The following is a 19,230-nucleotide window of genomic DNA, read 5'->3' as shown; positions in this document are numbered from 1 at the left end:
ATGCACTTCACGCCCGCGCCCTATGCATTTGCGCTTTTCGTCGAACCCGTGGCATAGATGCAGATCCACGTCTCTACGTGACCGTTTCGCGCCATTTAAGGAGATTCACGCATGAGCAAGCCCGCCTACGTGCCACCCAAGGTCTGGCGCAACGACGCCGCGTCCGGTGGCCAGTTCGCCAGCATCAACCGCCCGGTTGCCGGCCCGACTCACGACAAGGACCTACCGCAGGGCAAGCACCCGCTGCAGCTGTACTCCCTGGCCACGCCCAATGGCGTGAAGGTCACCATCGCCCTCGAAGAGCTGCTTGCCCTGGGCCACCTTGGTGCCGAGTACGATGCCTGGTTGATCCGCATTGGCGAGGGCGACCAATTCTCCAGCGGCTTTGTCCAGGTAAACCCCAACTCGAAGATCCCCGCCCTGCTCGACCGCAGCGTCGAGCCACCGGTGCGGGTGTTCGAGTCGGGTTCGATCCTGCTGTACCTGGCGGAAAAGTTCGGTGCCTTGCTGCCGAAAGCGCCAGCTGCACGCACCGAAAGCCTGAACTGGCTGTTCTGGCAAATGGGCGCGGCGCCATACCTGGGCGGGGGCTTTGGCCACTTCTATGTGTATGCGCCAGAAAAGTTCGAGTACGCGATCAACCGCTTCACCATGGAAGCCAAGCGTCAGCTGGATGTGCTCGACCGGCGCCTGGCCGAAAGCCGCTACCTGGGCGGCGAGGAATACAGCATCGCCGACATTGCCGTGTGGCCTTGGTATGGCCAGCTGGTGCGCGGCAACCTGTATGGCGCGGCGGAGTTCCTGGCGGTGGACGAGTACAAGCATGTGCAGCGCTGGGCCGAGGAGATTGCCTTGCGCCCGGCGGTGCAGCGTGGCACACGGGTGAACCGGACCTGGGGGGATGAGGCCAGCCAGGTGCCGGAGCGGCATGCAGCGGCAGACCTGGACGAATAACACGGCCTCTTGTGGGAGCGGGTTTACCCGCGAATACCGGCGTAGCCCGGTGCCATCCACCGCAGCGCCTGCTTCGCGGGCATGCCTGCTCCCACAAGGCTCGGGCACGGCCGAGGGCTGCTGCTCAGCGAATCTGGTGCTTGTGCAGCAACCGATAGAAAGTCGGCCGCGATATACCTAGCACCTTGGCCGCCACACTCATGTTGTCGCTGTGCCGGCTGAGTACATCGCACAGCGCCTGGCGCTCGGCTCGGTGCTTGTACTCTTCCAGCGTGCCCAGCGGTTGCTGTACCTGGTCCAGGGGCTGCAATCCAAGGTCCTGTGCCTCGATTTGCCGGCCTTCTGCGAGCACCAGCCCGCGCCTTACCCGGTTGGCCAACTCGCGGACATTGCCCGGCCAGTCATGCCGGCCCATGGCCGCCAGGGCATGCTCGCTGAACGAGCGCGGTCGACGCCCGGTTTCAAGACTGTAGAAATGGGCAAAATGACTGGCCAGCATCGACAGGTCGCCATGCCGGTCTCGCAGTGGTGCGGTCACTACCTGCAACACGTTCAGGCGGTAATACAGGTCTTCGCGAAAGCGCCCTTGCTCGATGGCCCTTTCCAGGTCCACGTGGGTAGCCGCCAGCACCCTGACATCCACCGGGATCGGCTGGCTGCCCCCCACGCGCTCGATGTGCTTTTCCTGCAGAAAGCGCAGCAGGTTGGCCTGCAACTCCAGCGGCAAATCGCCAATTTCGTCGAGAAACAGCGTGCCACCATGAGCCGCTTCGATGCGCCCGGCCTTGCGCTGATGAGCACCCGTGAAAGCGCCCTTTTCATGGCCGAACAGTTCCGACTGGATCAGGTGCTCGGGGATTGCCCCGCAGTTGATGGCAATGAACGGTTGCTCGCTGCGTTGCGACTGGCGATGCAGGGTGCGGGCCACCAGTTCCTTGCCGGTGCCGCTTTCTCCACAGATCAGCACCGGCGATTCAGTGGGCGCCAGCTTGCCCAGCAGCTTGCGCAGTTCGCGGATCGGGCGGCTATCACCGAGCAGTTCGTGGCTCGTTTCATCCACCCTCGCCATCCCTTTGCCGCGCAGGCGCGCCATACCGAAGGCCCGGCCCAGCGTGACCTGAACGCGGGAAACGTCGAACGGCAAGGTGTGGAAGTCAAAGAACCATTCACAAACAAAATCGCCGACGGCCGGCATGCGCAGTTGTTCGGCGCTGAGCACGGCAATCCATTCGGTGTTGCTGCGTTTGATCAAGTCCTTGACCCCGTCCGGGCGCCTCAGGTGCGACGCCTGCAAGCGCAACAGGCCCACATCGCAGGGATGATCCAACGCGGCGCCGAGCATGCAGCTGTGCACATCCCAGCCTGCGCTGCGCAATCCGGGTAACAAACGATGGCAGTCATCGCAGGGGTCGACGATGAGCAAACGGCGTTGGGCGGCAGGCTGCTGCATGACCAATCCTTGGCGCCAGTTTTCAGTTTTTTGAAATAAAACAGTAAGTTGTGGCGCCCGATTAACAGTAGCAACTAAGTTGACGGTTCCCAGTACCGTCTGTCTGCCGAATCATTTTTTACAATGCGTGACGGGAATTTTCGCACTTTATCGACATCACATGGCGGCATGGGCAAGAACGGATTCGACCTTGGCAAATTTTTTTACAACCAATGTGTGACTCGCCCCCGGACAACGAGCATCAGTACACATAACCCCGCGCTGCACTTCGCGATAACCGAGGCGACTTCGAAGCAACGCGGACTTTAACTGGATGTTTGGGACCATAGAGAGACCGAACCATGAATGCCCCGCTCCGTGTCAACGAAGCACTGCTGATTGCCGACCACGCCTTCGAACCTTTCCAGTGCGTAGCCTGGGATGCACCCAACGGTACTGGTGAACTGAGCCTGGCAGTGATCGACCGGACCAGCACCCGCATCGGCAGCAAGCAAGTGTCTTCGCGCATCTATTCCGACCCGGCCCAGTGGGCCAGCCTGATCGAGGAAGTGCGCGCCGAACTGTGCGAAAAAGGTTACGACCTGCAACCGTGGTCAATGCCGAAATAATATCGGCCGGCAAACCAAGTGCGTGCGTCGCCACGCACTTGTACAACTTCCGGGTTGCTGTTCTGGCAACTTTTTCTTATTGCGGCATAGTGTCGCACCGGTGCTTTTTCAATCCACCAACCTGAACTGTTGCAGGTGCTGGTAATCCGCCTGAAGTTGCTGCGCCAGGCGCTGCGCACGCCCCAGGCGCACCGGCGCCAGTTCCATGTCCACCAACAGAGTGGCGCACGGCATCGGTTGCACGGTATTCCAGTGTTGCAGGCGACCGTCGGTGAACACCAGGCAGCGTAACGCTTCTTCGGGGTGGGCCCGTTGCCGACCCTGCAACCAGTGCCGAGCCTGCTCCAGCGCAGCGATCAACGGCGTGCCACCACCAGCTCCCAAGGCTTGCAGCCACGGTTGCAAGGCGGCCGAGGCCTTCAGGCCGTGGCGCTGCCACTGAGGTGAGCGCCCGCTGGCGGTAAGCAGGGCCAACCGGGCACGTTGGCGGTAGGCTTGGTCGAACAGCGCCGCCAGCAGCCCTTTGGTTTGCGCCAACGCCTGGTGGCGACGGGTCGAGGCCGAAGCATCGACGATTACCAGCCACAGTTCTGCGGGCCTGGCCTGGCGTTGCTGCCAGCACAGGTCCTGACGCTGGCGTGGCCGGCCCTTGAGCAGGGTCGGCAGCCAGGCCACCCGCCCGGCCGCAGCACTGCGCGCCCGGCCTCGGCTGGCACCGTATTGCTTACCTGCGCCTGCTTTGGCATCCGCCCCTTTGGCAGGTGACTGGGGGATGCTCAGGGCTTTTTTGCCCAGTTCGGCACCTCGCGGCGCGCGCCGCTGGCCACAGGCTGCGCCGGCATGGCGCCCCAGTCGCCCTGCCCGCCCTGTTCGCCAGGGTTGCCCGCGTCTTGTCGACCGCGTTGCTGTTCAGGCTGCTGCGGCGCCGCAGGCGGGTTGGCCTGGGGCGAAACGCGGCGGCGATGGCGCAAGGCGAACTCGGCCACTGCATCGACATCGGCCTCCTCGATGGCCTCACTACCACGCCACGCACAGTGGGCGCGTGCGGCGCGCAGCCAGACCAGATCGGCGCGCAGCCCGTCGACCCCGGCGGCATAGCAGCGTTCGGTGATCCAGGTCAGCGCCTGGTCGTCCAGGGCAATGCCGGCCAGGGCCTGACGCGCCGCCTGGCAGCGCTCGCGCAATTGCGCCTGGGCCTCGGCCCATTGCGCGCAAAAGGCCTGCGGGTCGCTGTCGAAGGCCAGACGGCGGCGAATGATCTGTTGGCGCGCCTCAGGTTCGGGCAAGCCTTCCAGGGCCACATTGAGGCCAAAGCGGTCGAGCAACTGCGGGCGCAGTTCGCCCTCCTCCGGATTCATGGTGCCGATCAGTACGAAGCGGGCACTGTGCCGGTGCGAGATGCCGTCGCGCTCGATACGGTTGGTGCCACTGGCCGCCACATCGAGCAACAGGTCGACGAGGGTGTCGGGCAGCAGGTTCACCTCATCGACGTACAGCACGCCACCATCGGCCTGGGCCAGTACCCCTGGGGAGAACTGCGCCTTGCCCTGCCCCAGTGCGGCATCCAGGTCGAGGGTGCCGACCAACCGCTCTTCGCTGGCGCCCAGTGGCAGGGTCACGAACGGCCCCTCACCGAGCAGGTCGGCCAAGCCACGGGCCAGGGTACTCTTGGCCATGCCACGTGGCCCCTCGATCAGCACGCCGCCGATCTTCGGGTCGATTGCGGTCAGGCACAGCGCCAGTTTCAGGTCATCGGCACCGACCACGGCTGCCAGTGGAAATTGCACGGGTTCACTCATTTCAAGCCTGTTCCTCGCCGTCGAGCAGTTGTTCCTCGAGGGCTTCACGGTAGTCGCCCGGTGCCTGCCACAGACCGCGCTGCTGGGCCTCCAGCAAACGCTCGGTAAGGTCGCGCAGGGCCTCGGGGTTGTGCTCGCGCATGAAGTCGCGGGTCGCCGGGTCGAGCACGTAGGCATCGGCCAGCGCCTGGTAATGATGGTCGTCGATCAGTTGCGTGGTGGCGTCGAAGGCGAACAGGTTGTCGACCGTCGCCGCCATCTCGAAGGCGCCCTTGTAGCCGTGGCGCTTGGCCCCGTCGATCCATTTCGGGTTCAGCGCCCGGGCGCGGATAACCCGGTTCAGCTCTTCCTTGAGGGTACGGATGCGCGGCCGGTCGGCCTGGCTATGGTCGCCGTGATAACTGGCAACTGCCGCACCGGACAAGGTTTCCGACGCCGCCAGCATGCCACCCTGGAACTGGTAATAGTCGTTGGAATCGAGCAGGTCGTGTTCGTGGTTGTCCTGGTTCTGCAGCACCGCCTGCACCTTGGCCAGGCGCTGGGCGAACTGGGCTCGGGCCGGGGTTCCGTCGTCGCTGGCGCCGTAGGCATAGCCGCCGTGGTTGAGGTAAACCTCGGCCAGGTCGTCGCGGCTGTGCCACAGGCGCCCGTCGATGGCGTTCTGCACCCCGGCGCCATAGGCCCCGGGCTTGGCACCGAACACCCTCCAGCCAGCCTGGCGCGCGGCACGCTCGGCGTCCACGCCCTGCGCCTGCAGCGCGGCACGCTCGCTACGCACGCGGGCGGCCAGGGGGTTGAGATCCTCGGGTTCATCAAGTGCGGCTACCGCCTGCACTGCGGCATCGAACAGGCGGATGAGGTTGCCGAAGGCATCACGGAAAAAGCCGGAAACGCGCAAGGTCACATCCACCCGCGGGCGGTCGAGCAGGCTGAGCGGCAGGATCTCGAAATCGTCGACCCGCTGGCTACCGGTGGCCCATACCGGTCTCACGCCCATCAGCGCCATGGCCTGGGCGATATCATCACCGCCGGTACGCATGGTTGCCGTGCCCCACACCGAAAGGCCGAGTTGGCGCAGGTGATCGCCGTGGTCCTGCAGATGGCGCTCCAGGATCAGGTTGGCGGAGGCGAAGCCCAGGCGCCAGGCGGTGGTGGTGGGCAGGTTGCGCACGTCCACGGTATAGAAGTTGCGACCGGTGGGCAGCACGTCCAGGCGACCACGACTGGGTGCGCCACTGGGGCCGGCGGGCACGAAACGCCCGGCCAGCGCCGCCAGCAGGCCATCCATTTCGGCGCTGCCGCAGGCGTCCAGGCTGGGTGCCACCGATTCTCGCAGCGTCCGTACCACATCGTGCACCGGCTGCCATTCGCTCTGGGCAGGTAAATGCACGGTGCCGCACAGCGCCTGGTCGATCAACTGCAGCGCCAACAGTTCGAGGCGTTCGCGGGTATCGCCACAGGTGCGCCAAGGCTCGCTGCTCATGGCCTGCAGTTGTTCCGGGCGTGGCCCTTGCCACGGCTGGCCAAGTTCACAATCGAGCGGATCGAAGCCTGGCACCAGCGCCTTGGCCAGGGCCCGTAACAGGCTGGCATTGCCACCGCGACCGTCGCCACGCTCGACCCGTAACAGCGCCAGCAAGGTATCCAGCCGCAGCCGGCCTTCCGGGGACTGGCCGAACACATGCAGGCCATCGCGAATCTGCGATTCCTTCAGGTCGCACAGGTAGGTATCCAGGCGTGGCAGCCATACGGCGGCATCGTCCAGCTGGCCTTCCAGCTGCAGTTCACGGTCAATGTGATTGGCCTTGACCAGTTCGAGAATGTCGCGCTGCAACTCGCGAGCGCGCCGCGGGTCGAGCAGCTGCGCTTCGTAGAACTCGTCGGCCAATTGCTCCAGGTGGCGCAACGGGCCGTAGGTTTCGGCACGGGTCAGCGGCGGCATCAGGTGGTCGATGATCACCGCCTGGGTGCGGCGCTTGGCCTGGGCGCCCTCGCCCGGGTCGTTGACGATGAACGGATAGATGTTCGGCAGCGGGCCGAGCAAGGCGTCCGGCCAGCACTGCGCCGACAACCCGACGCCCTTGCCGGGCAGCCATTCGAGGTTGCCGTGCTTGCCGACATGGATCACCGCGTCGGCGGCAAAGGCATGGCGCAACCAGAAGTGAAATGCCAGGTAGCCGTGCGGTGGCACCAGGTCCGGGTCGTGGTACACCGCGCTGGGGTCCACCTGGTAACCGCGCGCCGGCTGGATGCCGACAAAGGTCAAGCCAAAGCGCAGGCCGGCCACCATCAGCCGGCCACTGCGGTACATCGGGTCCTGCTGCGGCGGCCCCCAGCGTTCCAGCACGGCCTGGCGGTTTGCCTCTGGCAGGCGCTCGAAGGCGGCCTTGTAGTCGGCCAGGCTCAGGCTCTGCGCGCACGGGCGCAGGTCCAGCTGGTCGAGGTCGTTGGTCACGCCACCGAGCAACTGATGGATCAGCTGCGTGCCGCTGCCCGGCAAGTCGGCCAGCGGATAGCCTTCGGCCTGCAGGGCCTTGAGTATGTTCAGCGCGGCCGCTGGCGTGTCCAGGCCAACGCCGTTGCCAATGCGGCCATCCCGGGTCGGGTAGTTGGCCAGCACCAGGGCCACGCGCTTTTGCGCATTCGGCAGGCGCGCCAGTTCGACCCAACGGCGGGCCAGTTCGGCGACAAAGTCCATGCGCTCGGGGTGGGCGCGGTAGCAGACCACGTCGGACTGGCTGCGTTCGCTGCGCCAGGCCATGTCCTTGAAACTGACCGGGCGGGTGATGATGCGCCCGTCCAGTTCGGGCAGGGCAATGTGCATGGCCAGGTCACGCGCCCCCAGGCCCTGCTCGCTGGCTTCCCAGCCGGGCTGGTTGTCTTGCGCGCAGATGGCCTGCAGCACCGGGATGTCGCGACGGAACGGGCGCAGGTTGGGGCGTTCGGGGCTGGACAGGGCAAAGCCGGTGGTGTTGACCAGCACTTCGGCACCCACCTCGTCCAGCCAGGCTTCGACCTGCTCCAGGCAGGCGCTTTCCTTGAGGCTGGCCACGGCGATCGGCAACGGGTTGAGCCCGGCGGCCTGCAGGCGCTGGCAGAACACATCGATGAACGCGGTATTGGCCGCCTGCAGGTGCGAGCGGTAGAACAACAGTGGCGCCACCGGCTGCTCGGGGTGCCACTGCGGGTACCAATCCTCCAGCGTGGCGCTGCCCTTGGCCGGGTGATACACGGCAGTGCGCGGCAGCGGCTGCGGCTCGTCCCAGGCATAGTCGCGGCCCAGCCACTGGCTGGCCAGGCAGTTGAACAGGTTGATGGCGTTGGCCTTGCCGCCCTGGCGCAAGTAGTGCCAAAGGCGTTCGGCCTGCTCGCCGCTGACACTGCCCAGGCTGGTCAGCTCCGGGTCGGGGCGGTCGTCACCCGGCACCAGGATCAGCTGCACGCCACGGCCGGCCAACTCGACCAACTGCTCGACGCCATAGCGCCAGTAGCCGACGCCGCCGTGCAGCGACACCAGGATGACTTTGGCATGGCGCAGCACCTGGTCGACGTACAGGTCGACCGAGGCATGGTTCTGTACCTGCATCGGGTTGGCCAGGCGCAGGCTGGGGTAATCCTCGGGCAATTGCTCGGCGGTATCGGCGAGCAATGCCAGGTGCGAATCGCCGCTGCAGAGAATCACCAGCTCGGCGGGCGTCTGGCCGAGGTCGGCAATGCTGTCATCCGGCACGAAGCCGCCGGGCTGGGTCCGCAGCAGGTGCATGCGTCAGGCGCCCAGTGCCTGGCGCAGGCGCGCTTCCAGCTGGGCGGCGTCAAGGTCCTGGCCAATCAGCACCAGGCGTGTGATGCGCGGCTCGTCGGCGCGCCAGGCGCGGTCGAAGTGCTTGTCGAAACGGGTACCCACGCCTTGCACCAGCAGGCGCATCGGCTTGCCCGGGATGGCAGCGAAGCCTTTGGCGCGCAGGATGCCGAATTCCACCACCAGCTGGGTCAGGGCGTCGAGCAGCAGGCTTTCGTCGGCTTCGGGCAGGTCGATGGAGATGGAGTCGAAGGCGTCGTGGTCATGATCGTCATGGTCATCGCCGTCATGATGCGAATCGTGGTGGGTACGGCGGCCATCGATGTGCGCCTCGGACTCGGCGCCCACGCCCAGCAGCACCTCCAGCGGCAGCTTGCCGCTGCTGGCCTCGATCACCTTGACCGCCGGCGGCAGTTCTTCAGCCACCTCGGCGCGGACCTTGGCCAGGCCTTCGGCGTCGATCAGGTCGGCCTTGTTCAGCACCACCAGGTCGGCGCTGGCCAGCTGGTCGGCGAACAGTTCGTGCAGCGGCGACTCGTGGTCCAGGTTGGGGTCGAGCTTGCGCTGGGCATCGACCTGGTCCGGGTAGGCGGCGAAGGTGCCGGCGGCCACCGCAGGGCTATCGACCACCGTGATCACCGCGTCGACGGTGCAGGCATTGCGGATTTCCGGCCACTGGAAGGCTTGCACCAGCGGTTTGGGCAGGGCCAGGCCGCTGGTTTCGATGAGGATATGGTCCAGGTCGCCACGGCGTGCCACCAGCTCGCGCATCACCGGGAAGAACTCTTCCTGCACGGTGCAGCACAGGCAGCCGTTGGCCAGCTCGTAGACGCGGCCGGTGGCTTCTTCTTCGGTGCAACCGATGCTGCACTGCTTGAGGATTTCGCCGTCGATGCCCAGTTCGCCGAACTCGTTGACGATCACCGCAATGCGGCGGCCCTGGGCGTTGTCGAGCATGTGGCGCAGCAAGGTAGTCTTGCCCGAGCCGAGGAAGCCGGTGACGATGGTGACGGGGAGCTTGGCCAGTGTTTTCATGTCGCATTGCCCTTGGCAGATTGGCGCGGGCATGCAGGACGACAGCCGCAGGCCAGGCCGGCCGGGCTTGTTCGCCACCGGATCACCCCGCCCGGTTGAAAGTCGAAAACGTGACGAGGCAGGTCTCCTGGCTCGCACCGTTCCATGTACCCGCTGGTGCAGCGGGCTGGCGGGATGACGCCTTCCCGCGCGCGGGCGCAGTGGCTGTGTCGATCCGTTGTCGGTGCTTACAGTTGCGGGGGCAGCCGCGGCTTGTACCGCGTTCCCGTCTTAGCTTCGGCCTGGCCGAAGAACCTCGAAGTGGCAAGGCTACGCAGTGGCTGGCGGGTGGTCAACCATTGCTGTCGGGCTGGCCGACAGCAAGTGGCGCAACTGCGTTACAGTGGTGGCTTTGAGCAGCGAGGCCCACCGGTGAAACCCCTGAACAAGCGCGATATGGCACGCCTGGAGCGTGAACTGGTGGTTTGCCTGACCGAAGCCTGCGAAACCGCCAAGGCGGAGATCGTCGGTTTCAGCTGGCTTACCCATCGTCTCGCGCCCGAGAATTTTCCGGCCAGCCTGCGTATTACCTGGGTGTTCGAGCGAGAGGCCGACAAGGCCGCCGCCGTGGCGGGCGACGCGAAGGTGCGCATGCTGGCACTGACAGGCCTTGCGCTGGAGCAGGCCGGCATTCAGCTGGATCATCCGGCCTGGCATGTGCGGTTTGACAGTGAAGAGGCCTGCCAGCAGAGCCACGGGGGCGACTGGACCAGGCGCTTGATGGGGCGCTGAACCAGGGGCATGCGCGGCCCTGGCTCTTGTAGGAGCGGCCTTGTGTCGCGATAGGGCTGCGAAGCAGCCCCAGGGTTTCAGCATAGTGGCACAAATTGCTGGGGCTGCTTCGCAGCCCTATCGCGACACAAGGCCGCTCCTACAGCGCACGCGGCGCACTCGCGGAATCTGTTTTCCGCGACAACGATGCCTCTATCCGTTAGGCTACGCATTCCCCTGTCACGAGGTGTTCGTCCAATGCGCCATTGATGCCGCCGTCCCTTCGACGGCCAGTCTTCAGCCTCCGGTTCGCTCCGGAGATGTCGCGGCATTTGTGGAGTTGTGCATGACGAACACGTCGATCCTGACGCTGGACAGCGTCTCCTTGGCCTTGCCTGACGGCAGGCTGTTATTTACCGACCTCAGCGAAACCTTCGACCAACGCCGCACCGGCCTGGTCGGGCGCAACGGTGTGGGCAAGAGCCTGCTCGGGCAGGTACTTGCCGGCCAGCGCGAACCAAGCAGCGGCCAGTGTCGGCGCCTTGGGCGCATCCATCTTCTGGACCAGCAGGTGATCGAGCACAGCGCCACGGTCGCCGACCTGGCCCAGGTGGGCGCGGTGCTCGCTGCGCTGGAGCGCATCGAGCAAGGCAGCGTCGCACCCAGTGACTTCGACACCGTCGGCGAACGCTGGGATATCCGCGAGCAATTGCAGGGGCACCTGCAACGCCACGGCCTGGGCCAGCTCGACTGGCACCAGCCCGCCCACAGCCTGAGCGGTGGCCAGGCCATGCGCGTGGCGCTGGTCGGCGCCTGGCTCAGCGAAGCGGACTACCTGATCCTCGACGAACCGAGCAATCACCTGGACAGCAACGCCCGCGCCCAACTGCTGAGCATGATCGAAGCCTGGGACCGGGGCTTGCTGGTGATCAGCCATGATCGCAGCCTGCTCGCGCACATGACGCGCATCGTCGAATTGTCCAGCCTGGGCTTGCAGGCCTATGGCGGCAACTACAGCTTCTATTCGGCCCAGAAAGCCAGCCAGACGGCGCTGGCCCAACAGCAACTTGCCCGGCTGAAACAGGAGCAGCAACGCCAGGCGCGCGAACTGCAGCGCCAGCGCGAAGACCTGGAACGTCATCAAGCCCGCGCCGGGCGCAACGCCAGGCACGCCAACCAGGCCAAGATCCTGGTCGACCGCCAGCAGGAACGCAGCCAGGCCACTGCGGGCAAGCAGTGCCGCGACCATCGCGACGCCCGGCAGGCGCTGCAGGGCAAAGTGCGTGACGCCGCTCGCGAAGTCGAGCAGGACTGCGCCATTACCCTGCATGCACCCACGCCGCAGCGTCATCCGGGCCGCGAAGTGCTGGCCTTGCAGGCGCTGCACCTACCCCGCGGCACGCGCAAACCATTGAACCTGCGCTTGTGCCTGGGCCAGCGGGTGGGTCTGGTCGGCGCCAATGGCAGTGGCAAGTCCACCCTGCTCAAGCTGATGAACGGCGAGTTGCCAGCACCGCCCGACAGCCTGCGCCTCAGTGGTGAAACCGCCCTGCTTGACCAGCACTGCAGCGCACTACCAGGCCATACCAGCGTGCTCGACCACCTGCACCAGGCAAACCCGACATTGGCCCAGGGCGACTTGCGCAGCCGCCTGGCGCAACTTGGCCTGGATGCGGCCCGCATCGAACTGCCCAGCGGCCTGCTCAGCGGCGGTGAACGGATGAAGGCAGCACTGGCCGCCGTGCTGTACCGCGAACGGCCGCTCGACCTGTTGCTGCTGGACGAACCCGGCAACCACCTGGACCTGCCGTCGCTGGCCGCACTGGAACACATGATCGGGCAGTTTCGCGGGGCGCTGGTGGTGGTGTCCCACGACCAGGTACTGCTCGACCGGCTGGCGCTGGACGAGTACCTGCACCTGTAGAAGCCGCAATAAATGCATTGCAGGCTATCAATTCGTGACTGGCCGTTCCCGATCTGCCACGGATGTATTATGGTGGCGTGGTGCGCATATAACAGCAGCCCGAGCAATCGGGCACTTGCAAGACAATGAGGGTGTCATGAGCAACGAAAGCATTAATTGGGACAAGCTGGGTTTCGACTACATCAAGACCGACAAACGCTACCTGTCCGTATGGCGCAATGGCGAGTGGGACAAGGGCACCCTGACCGAAGACAACGTACTGCACATCAGTGAAGGCTCCACTGCCCTGCACTACGGCCAGCAGTGCTTCGAGGGCCTCAAGGCCTACCGTTGCAAGGACGGTTCGATCAACCTGTTCCGCCCGGACCAGAACGCCGCCCGCATGCAGCGCAGCTGCGCCCGCCTGCTGATGCCGCAGGTGCCGACCGATGTGTTCATCGAGGCGTGCAAGCAAGTGGTCAAGGCCAACGAGAAGTTCGTGCCACCGCATGGTAAAGGCGCCCTCTACCTGCGCCCGTTCGTGATCGGCACCGGTGACAACATTGGCGTGCGCACCGCCCCCGAGTTCATCTTCTCGATCTTCGCCATCCCGGTTGGCTCGTACTTCAAGGGCGGCATGAAGCCGCACAACTTCCAGATTTCCAGCTTCGACCGCGCAGCCCCGCAAGGCACCGGCGCGGCCAAGGTCGGTGGCAACTACGCCGCCAGCCTGCAGCCGGGTGCAGAAGCGAAGAAAGCCAACTTCGCCGACGCCATCTACCTCGACCCGCTGACCCACACCAAGATCGAGGAAGTCGGTTCGGCCAACTTCTTCGGCATCACCGCCAACAACGAGTTCGTCACCCCGAAATCGGCTTCGGTGCTGCCAGGCATCACCCGCCTGTCGCTGATGGAACTGGCGCAATCGCGCCTGGGCCTGAAAGTGATCGAAGGCGATGTGGAAATCAACAAGCTGGACCGCTTCATCGAAGCCGGCGCCTGCGGTACCGCTGCGGTGATCACCCCGATCGGCGGCATCGAGTACAACGGCAAGCTGCACGTGTTCCACGACCTGGAAAAGGTCGGCCCGGTTACCCAGAAGCTCTACAACGAGCTGACCGGTATCCAGAGCGGTGACGTGGAAGCACCGGCTGGCTGGATCGTCAAGGTTGCCTGAGGCGCTCTAACGTTTTGAAAAATGGGGCATGCCAGCGATGGCATGCCCCTTTTTATTGGGTGCACCGGCTGCACCGGTGTTCGCGGCTAAAGCCGCTCCCACAGGTACAGCGCAAGCCTGAAGCCTGAGCCATCCCTGTAGGAGCGGCCTTGTGTCGCGAAAGGGCTGCGAAGCAGCCCCAGGATATCCGCGCAATGCACAAATCGAGGAGCAGCGCAGGCTGGTGGTTTTCATGCAAGGCGACGCTGCATCAGCAGGTGCCGGGCTTTGTCGAAGGCCCAGTTGTACAGCACGGTGTAGGGCAGGATGATCACGAAGAAGCCCAACTCCACCATGAACGCCTGCAGCAACGAAATTTCCAGCATCCACGCCGCCACCGGCAGGCACCACACCACCAGCCCGGCTTCGAAGCCCAGGCCGTGTGCAAAGCGTGCGCTGGCCTTCCAGTGGATGCGCTCGACCCGCACGTAGCGATCGACCAGCGCGTTATAGACCATGTTCCACAGCATGGCGATCACCGAGAGGGTCACCGCCAGCGCCCCCGCCGTCGCCAGCGACTTGCCCATGATCCAGGACAACAGCGGCGCACACAGCAGCACGGCGAACACTTCATAGCCGACGGCGTGAACCAGGCGTTCGGTGAAAGAGACATTTTTCATTGCAGATTCCATCCAGTGCGTGAGTCGTGCTTCCTATTTTCTTTGATAGAACTGATACTCGCGACATAGCTACCATCGGTTTTATCAATACCATGCGCTACTCACCCGAAGCTCTGGTCGCCTTTGTCGAAGCCGCATCGCTGGGTTCGTTCTCCGCTGCGGCGCGCAAGTTGCGCAAAAGCCAGTCCACCATCAGCATTGCCATCGCCAATTTCGAGGCCGATATGGGTTGCCCGTTGTTCGAGCGTGGCGGTCGCCACCCTACACTGAACGAGGCTGGGCGGCAGGTGCTGAGCCATGTGGAGGCGATTCTCGATGCCAGCGCCCAGCTCGATGCCCTGGCGGTGCGGCTGGCGGAAAACATCGAGGCACTGGTCTCGGTGGTGATGTCGGACAGCTACAGCGTGACCTTCCAGGGCGCGGTGATGGCCCGCTTCGCCCAGCACTACCCGCATACCGAGCTGCGCTGCGGCCCGTCGGAAGATGCCGATGTGATCGAGCTGATCCAGCAGGGCCTGGCACACGTCGGCATTCTTGCCACCCAGCCCAGCTACCCCGCTGACGTTGCCGTGGCACGCTTGCCCGAGCAGGCAGAGTTTGGGGTGTACGTGGCCAGCGGGCATCCGTTGGCGGCTTTGCCCCAGGTGCAGACGCAGCACCTGGAGAACGTCCGGCAGCTGTATATCAAGACCTATGCTCCCAGCCTGCACCACGGTCGTGGCCAGGCCTGGTCGGCACCGGACTACCTCACCCTGCTGGAGTTCGCCGTGCGCGGGTTCGGCTGGGCCGAACTGCCCAGGGCGCTGGTGGCACGGTTTGGCAATGGGCTGGTGGAGTTGCAGGTGGCCGGGTACCCGCGACGGGTTGACATGGACGTGGCCTGGTCGAGCCGGCGCGCGCTCGGGCCGGCGGGGCAGTGGCTGGTGCGGCAGATGTTGGGGCAATAGGCCTTTATCGCCTGCAAGATCCTGGGGCTGCTGCGCAGCCCGTCGCGACGCAAGGCCGCTCCTACAGGGGCACTAAAGCGAAAAATCCTACAACGTTTTAGGAAGCCCATTGCTCCCCCGCGAAGGCGTTCCTCGCTAGTGTTTTGGCCGTTGCGTCAAATCACTGGAAAGGAACTCCTGATGAGCATCAGCAAAGCCATCCACATCGCCATGCAGGAAGAGATCCCCAACACCTACGGCACCTGCAATGCCTGCGAACGCTCCGGCCTGCCGATTCTGCTGCTGCGCGAGGCCTACGCCCCGCGCCCGGACACAGGGCGCCCCTATCGCCTGGCAGACGACAGCGAAATCATCTTCCACCCGATGCACACCGACCAATTGCGCCTTTTGCGCCAGGGTTATGTCTACGTACTGCTCGACCAGGAAATCTGGCAGGCCTACGAGGTGGCGGCGGAAGGTACCTTGCGGCGCTTCCCGGTGTCGCAGATGCCCTTTGGGCCACCCAGGCCGTTACCCAAGGTATGCGCCACCGAAGGCCATGACGTGATCGCCTCGTTCATCAACATCGATACCCTGCTCTACCGCAAGGCCTGGATCGCCTTCGCCAACGACCCCTGGCCCCGTGCGGTACTCGACCGCTATCGGCAAGGCATCGCCGACAGTGACCCAGGCACCCTCGCCCGCTTCGTCGAGGTGGACCTGAACACCGCACGCAACGACCCTGCCAGCCTCGGCATCGCCATGACCGACAGCTTCCGCTTCGGCCTGGAACAGGTGCTGGAGTTCTCCACCTTTTCCTCTGCCAGGTTTACCAGCGTTCATGGCTTTTACAGCCGCCTGGGCCGCTGGCATGAAACCCGCACGCATGTGCGCAATGTCATCCAGCAGGAACAACTGCCCAATGGCGTGCTGGCGCTGACGCTGCCCGACCCGGTCGGCATGGTCATGGAGCTCAACGCGCAACGCACTGGCTGGGTGCAGGCCCTGCAGGAATGGCGGGCGCAGCCGCAGCGGCACTTCGAATACTTCACCTCGCAAGCACTACTGGGCATCCGCGAATTGCACGCGGCCATGGCGGCCGTGCAAGGTGCCGAGGACGCGCAGCGGGAAGCCCGGCAGGTCGAGCAGTGGAACGACAGCCCGATCGCGGCCAAGGCGTATCTGCCGCCGGTGGACATCGACGCGCAGACCGAACGCAACACCGCGCGCAAGCAGCAGGACGCCCGCGAGCGGCTGGAAGAGCGTTACGACGAAAGCGCCCGCGCCGCGTTCCAGGCCGATTACGACCGCGAACTGAAAAACTGGCAGTCGATGATCGACCAGGTTGGCGATCTGTATGCGCGGCACTATGCCAAGCGGGCGTTTCAGCAGATCGGCTACTACGACTATGACGCGACCTCCCCCGTTTCGGTGGAGTACTTCATCCAGATGATGGCCGCCTGCCTGGCCGGCGGGCCCACTGAAACCTTGCCGCAGGAGGGTCAGCCGCTCGGGATCACCCAGCATATCTGGCAGCAGCTGCTGGAAGACGACCGCAGCCTGTTGTACCAGGCACTGCTGGCCAAGAATCAGAAGCTGATGCAGCAGGTGGCCAGGGCGCTGTCCGGGGACGACTTCGGCAAGGTGTACGACATCATCAAGGGCATCGCCGGTACCGCCGATGGCCAACTGCTGATGATCAAGCCGATACAGGATGCCGTTGGCCAGTTGCTGGCCGCGACCAACAGCGCAGGGAATGCGCTCAGCCAGCACTTGGGTGAACGGACCAAGACCCTGATCGGTCATGTGCATCGCTCGGCGTTTGCACTGTTCGCCGGGCAGCAGGTAACGCCGCTGCGGGTGTCGCTGACAGTGGGCGAATACATGAGCCTGCTCAATGAAGCCCTGGAAGCGCGGACCGATGCGTTTCTGCAGCAGGTAGACAAGCAGTTCCGTGACCCACTGGGCCGCAAGGTGCGGGCCATGGTGCTGAGTGGCGCGATCAATATTGCGGCAGCGGGTAACCGCAGCCAGATGATCGAGGTGATGCTCTGGACGCTCGAAAGCGCCGAGAGCCTGCAGGCGCGGCTGGTGCAGTTGCGCGAGGGTGCAGCCGGCGGCGTCGGGGCGCTGGTACGCAATGTTGCGATTGGTGCGGGTACGCTGCGTGCGCAGGTTACGGGTGGTTTGAAGATCAGTTCTACGGCCGCGCAAAGCGTGGCAAGCGATGCCATGCGCAGCCTGCGGGATGCTGCAGCGAGTAGCGGAAGCGTCGGGCTGCTATTTGCCTTGGGCAGCATGTGGTTCCATCAGGACAGCCTGGGCAAGAACTATCGAGCGTTGCAAGAGACGCATCAGGACAACCCGGAGGCGCTTGTGGCGATCTGGTCTTCTTCGCTTGGGTTGTTGGGTGCCAGCGTCGAAGCGGCGGGACTGGTTGTTGCGCTTGTGCGTCCGAAGATACCGTGGCCGGGGACGGTGACAACAATCTCATTGGGGACCGGTATTGCCAGATTCGGCGCGGGGATTTCTGCGCTTGCTGGTGTCATGGATGCGGCTCAGTACAGGTATGCAAACCTTAGATCCGAGAGAGTGGGAGATGGCTCTGCAGCTCGCCTCTACCGGTTCGCAAGTGCCACTTCATTCGGGGCCGCAGCATTTGGCGTCTGGGCCGCATTTGGCTCCAGCGCTTTACTTGGCCCGATAGGCATAAGCATCACCTTGGGCATAGCAGCCTATCTGCTTGCAACTTCAGCCAAGCACAAAGAATCATCAGCAACGCAGATTTGGGCCAGAAATACCAAGTGGGGGTTACCGGAATCACATCGCCAATGGGTGACCAACACCGATATGGACGCGGCCATTGCCGCTCTCAATGCATCCCTCCTCGGTTTGGAGGCGGAGGTCTCGATTCAAATCCAATTCGAAATCAATCACTCCATCCACAAAGAAAATGCGTCAACGATATTTACCAGTGATGGTAATGCGATCCCGGCAAGCGTCGGCCTGATTTTCTTTATTCGCATTCCAAACTTCAATCAGCACCTGTCGCATTACGAGTGGAGCTTAAGCCTGTACCACGGACCTAGAGGTAGTGAATTAGCTGTACTGTCCGCAGACAGTTCGTCGCCGTTGAAACTGCAAGCTCAAGACAGAGCGACCAATAAGCTCTTCTCAAGACCACCCGATATGCAGCCATTCACAAAGGTCGATCCAATGACTAAAGCCCTCACCATTCAAGGAGCGCTGCCATTGTCCGACCACCACACCATCCAGGCAATAGAATTCACCCTAAACTTCTGGCCTGACAAAGACGACAAAACAACACTCGCTCAGATTGTATTAATAGAGAATGAGATACGCACCAACAAGAGCAAAAATCAATGAGCCGCCCAAGACTGATCCCACCCTGCACTGGCTGGCAAGAAGACTTGCCATCGCCCTTCGATGCACCGATTCTAGAACCTGGCTTGGCTCCCCATACGCCGAACTTTCAAGATGATATTTACCTCGAGATTTGTCGCTCAGCAATGGCCTATCGTGGGATCGTTTCGATATTGGCACTTATCTTTCTGATTTCGATCCTGGTTGACCTTCCTTGGGTGATCAGGCATACGGACCCAACGGACATCGAAAGTGTTCTTCAGGAAATTATCATGCTCTCATTGTCAGCATGGTGCACCGTTGTCCTGTTCCGGGCAGACCTCTCAGCGCCCCGAGACCTGCCCATTCGATTCAACCGGGCCCGTAATAAAATCTACGCCTACAACTTCAAGCATCAATGGTGGAACCCATTCGACAAAGGCAAGGTCGTACCGGTCAGTTACGACTGGCCACAAGTCCGCGCCGAGCGCTGGTCCCAGACCGGCGCACTGCCAAACGGTGGGTTAATTTTCAAATGGGGTGTCACACTCTCCATCGTTGCACCAGGCACAAACAATGTCATCGACCGTTTTCCTCTGGTTACGATGGGTGCCAATGAGCATGCCTGGGCCTACATCTGCACCTACATGCAGGAAGGCCCCTCAGCCCTGCCACCACCAGGCGAACCCAAAGACCACAACGATGTGCTCTGGTGTGAGTTCGCCCTGCGTTTGGCACCGAAGGTAAACTGGCCGTCAGAGATGGATCTGGAATCGAGAACAGCCCCCTGAAAGGGGGTGGGTGATA

The 19,230-nt window shown here is 63.6% G+C and carries 14 protein-coding genes and 1 riboswitch; of the genes, 8 read left to right on the top strand and 6 right to left on the bottom strand.

The features are described from left to right. The first annotated feature begins 111 nt into the window (after positions 1-111). The gene (gene yghU / locus AC2T3R_RS12115; protein ID WP_013972508.1) at positions 112-954 is read left to right on the top strand and encodes a glutathione-dependent disulfide-bond oxidoreductase; all 843 of its coding nucleotides are present in this window, start codon (positions 112-114) and stop codon (positions 952-954) included. A 124-nt stretch (positions 955-1,078) separates the two neighbouring features. Here yghU and AC2T3R_RS12110 read toward each other — a convergent pair whose 3' ends face one another. Beyond that, positions 1,079-2,404: a sigma-54 dependent transcriptional regulator gene (locus AC2T3R_RS12110; RefSeq protein ID WP_061302356.1), complete on the bottom strand. Its 1,326-nt coding sequence runs from the start codon at positions 2,402-2,404 to the stop codon at positions 1,079-1,081. 341 nt (positions 2,405-2,745) lie between these two features. On the opposite strand from AC2T3R_RS12110, the gene AC2T3R_RS12105 reads away from it, so the two are divergent. Then, positions 2,746-3,012, top strand: coding sequence for a hypothetical protein (locus AC2T3R_RS12105; RefSeq protein ID WP_013972506.1), 267 nt, complete (start codon positions 2,746-2,748; stop codon positions 3,010-3,012). Between the two features lie 108 nt (positions 3,013-3,120). Here the strand turns inward: AC2T3R_RS12105 and AC2T3R_RS12100 are convergent, their stop codons facing one another. The 4 genes from AC2T3R_RS12100 to cobW form a co-directional block, all read right to left on the bottom strand. Continuing rightward, positions 3,121-3,687 carry a vWA domain-containing protein gene (locus AC2T3R_RS12100; RefSeq protein WP_486745168.1) on the bottom strand — a complete coding sequence of 189 codons (567 nt, stop codon included), beginning with the start codon at positions 3,685-3,687 and terminating at the stop codon, positions 3,121-3,123. Positions 3,688-3,788: 101 nt separating this feature from the next. Then, the gene (locus AC2T3R_RS12095) at positions 3,789-4,811 is read right to left on the bottom strand and encodes a magnesium chelatase ATPase subunit I (RefSeq protein WP_486745167.1); all 1,023 of its coding nucleotides are present in this window, start codon (positions 4,809-4,811) and stop codon (positions 3,789-3,791) included. Position 4,812: 1 nt separating this feature from the next. Next, positions 4,813-8,574 (bottom strand): cobaltochelatase subunit CobN, encoded by a 3,762-nt coding sequence (cobN, locus tag AC2T3R_RS12090; protein WP_486745166.1) that lies wholly within the window; start codon positions 8,572-8,574, stop codon positions 4,813-4,815. Between the two features lie 3 nt (positions 8,575-8,577). Then, the gene (gene cobW, locus AC2T3R_RS12085) at positions 8,578-9,645 is read right to left on the bottom strand and encodes a cobalamin biosynthesis protein CobW (RefSeq protein ID WP_085602303.1); all 1,068 of its coding nucleotides are present in this window, start codon (positions 9,643-9,645) and stop codon (positions 8,578-8,580) included. Positions 9,646-9,745: 100 nt separating this feature from the next. Continuing rightward, positions 9,746-9,958, bottom strand: a riboswitch (cobalamin riboswitch). 98 nt (positions 9,959-10,056) lie between these two features. On the opposite strand from cobW, the gene AC2T3R_RS12080 reads away from it, so the two are divergent. The 3 genes from AC2T3R_RS12080 to AC2T3R_RS12070 all read left to right on the top strand — a co-directional run bounded on the left by AC2T3R_RS12080 (position 10,057) and on the right by AC2T3R_RS12070 (position 13,475). Then, the gene (locus tag AC2T3R_RS12080; RefSeq protein WP_410953144.1) at positions 10,057-10,416 is read left to right on the top strand and encodes a hypothetical protein; all 360 of its coding nucleotides are present in this window, start codon (positions 10,057-10,059) and stop codon (positions 10,414-10,416) included. 325 nt (positions 10,417-10,741) lie between these two features. Beyond that, the gene (locus AC2T3R_RS12075; RefSeq protein ID WP_486745165.1) at positions 10,742-12,319 is read left to right on the top strand and encodes an ATP-binding cassette domain-containing protein; all 1,578 of its coding nucleotides are present in this window, start codon (positions 10,742-10,744) and stop codon (positions 12,317-12,319) included. Between the two features lie 136 nt (positions 12,320-12,455). Next, entirely contained in the window at positions 12,456-13,475 is a 1,020-nt protein-coding gene (locus tag AC2T3R_RS12070) for a branched-chain amino acid aminotransferase (RefSeq protein ID WP_085665581.1), read from the top strand. A gap of 230 nt (positions 13,476-13,705) precedes the next feature. Here the strand turns inward: AC2T3R_RS12070 and AC2T3R_RS12065 are convergent, their stop codons facing one another. Continuing rightward, positions 13,706-14,134, bottom strand: a complete 429-nt coding sequence (locus AC2T3R_RS12065; RefSeq protein ID WP_024087038.1) for a multidrug/biocide efflux PACE transporter — start codon at positions 14,132-14,134, stop codon at positions 13,706-13,708. Positions 14,135-14,226: 92 nt separating this feature from the next. Here AC2T3R_RS12065 and AC2T3R_RS12060 point away from each other — a divergent pair, with 92 nt between their 5' ends. From AC2T3R_RS12060 to AC2T3R_RS12050, 3 genes are all read left to right on the top strand, one after another. Next, positions 14,227-15,081, top strand: coding sequence for a LysR family transcriptional regulator (locus AC2T3R_RS12060; protein ID WP_486745164.1), 855 nt, complete (start codon positions 14,227-14,229; stop codon positions 15,079-15,081). A 180-nt stretch (positions 15,082-15,261) separates the two neighbouring features. Continuing rightward, a complete protein-coding gene (locus AC2T3R_RS12055) occupies positions 15,262-18,447 on the top strand; it encodes a T6SS effector BTH_I2691 family protein (protein ID WP_486745163.1) in 3,186 nt (1,061 codons plus the stop codon). Next, on the top strand, positions 18,444-19,214 hold the full coding sequence (locus AC2T3R_RS12050; protein ID WP_236222421.1) for a DUF6708 domain-containing protein: 771 nt from the start codon (positions 18,444-18,446) through the stop codon (positions 19,212-19,214). Before AC2T3R_RS12055 ends, AC2T3R_RS12050 begins: the two co-directional genes overlap by 4 nt. The last annotated feature ends 16 nt before the right edge of the window (positions 19,215-19,230 follow it).

The organism is Pseudomonas sp. PVC-5-1 (assembly GCF_057444345.1).
Note: the sequence above shows the minus strand (reverse complement) of the source record. Positions and strands in the feature narration are given on the sequence as shown.

Bases quoted from the DNA above. Each gene is read 5' to 3' on its own strand.
- yghU (WP_013972508.1), top strand. From the start codon at position 112: ATGAGCAAGCCCGCCTACGTGCCACCCAAGGTCTGGCGCAACGACGCC.
- AC2T3R_RS12110 (WP_061302356.1), bottom strand. From the start codon at position 2,404: ATGCAGCAGCCTGCCGCCCAACGCCGTTTGCTCATCGTCGACCCCTGC.
- AC2T3R_RS12105 (WP_013972506.1), top strand. From the start codon at position 2,746: ATGAATGCCCCGCTCCGTGTCAACGAAGCACTGCTGATTGCCGACCAC.
- AC2T3R_RS12095 (WP_486745167.1), bottom strand. From the start codon at position 4,811: ATGAGTGAACCCGTGCAATTTCCACTGGCAGCCGTGGTCGGTGCCGAT.
- cobN (WP_486745166.1), bottom strand. From the start codon at position 8,574: ATGCACCTGCTGCGGACCCAGCCCGGCGGCTTCGTGCCGGATGACAGC.
- cobW (WP_085602303.1), bottom strand. From the start codon at position 9,645: ATGAAAACACTGGCCAAGCTCCCCGTCACCATCGTCACCGGCTTCCTC.
- AC2T3R_RS12075 (WP_486745165.1), top strand. From the start codon at position 10,742: ATGACGAACACGTCGATCCTGACGCTGGACAGCGTCTCCTTGGCCTTG.
- AC2T3R_RS12070 (WP_085665581.1), top strand. From the start codon at position 12,456: ATGAGCAACGAAAGCATTAATTGGGACAAGCTGGGTTTCGACTACATC.
- AC2T3R_RS12065 (WP_024087038.1), bottom strand. From the start codon at position 14,134: ATGAAAAATGTCTCTTTCACCGAACGCCTGGTTCACGCCGTCGGCTAT.
- AC2T3R_RS12060 (WP_486745164.1), top strand. From the start codon at position 14,227: ATGCGCTACTCACCCGAAGCTCTGGTCGCCTTTGTCGAAGCCGCATCG.
- AC2T3R_RS12055 (WP_486745163.1), top strand. From the start codon at position 15,262: ATGAGCATCAGCAAAGCCATCCACATCGCCATGCAGGAAGAGATCCCC.
- AC2T3R_RS12050 (WP_236222421.1), top strand. From the start codon at position 18,444: ATGAGCCGCCCAAGACTGATCCCACCCTGCACTGGCTGGCAAGAAGAC.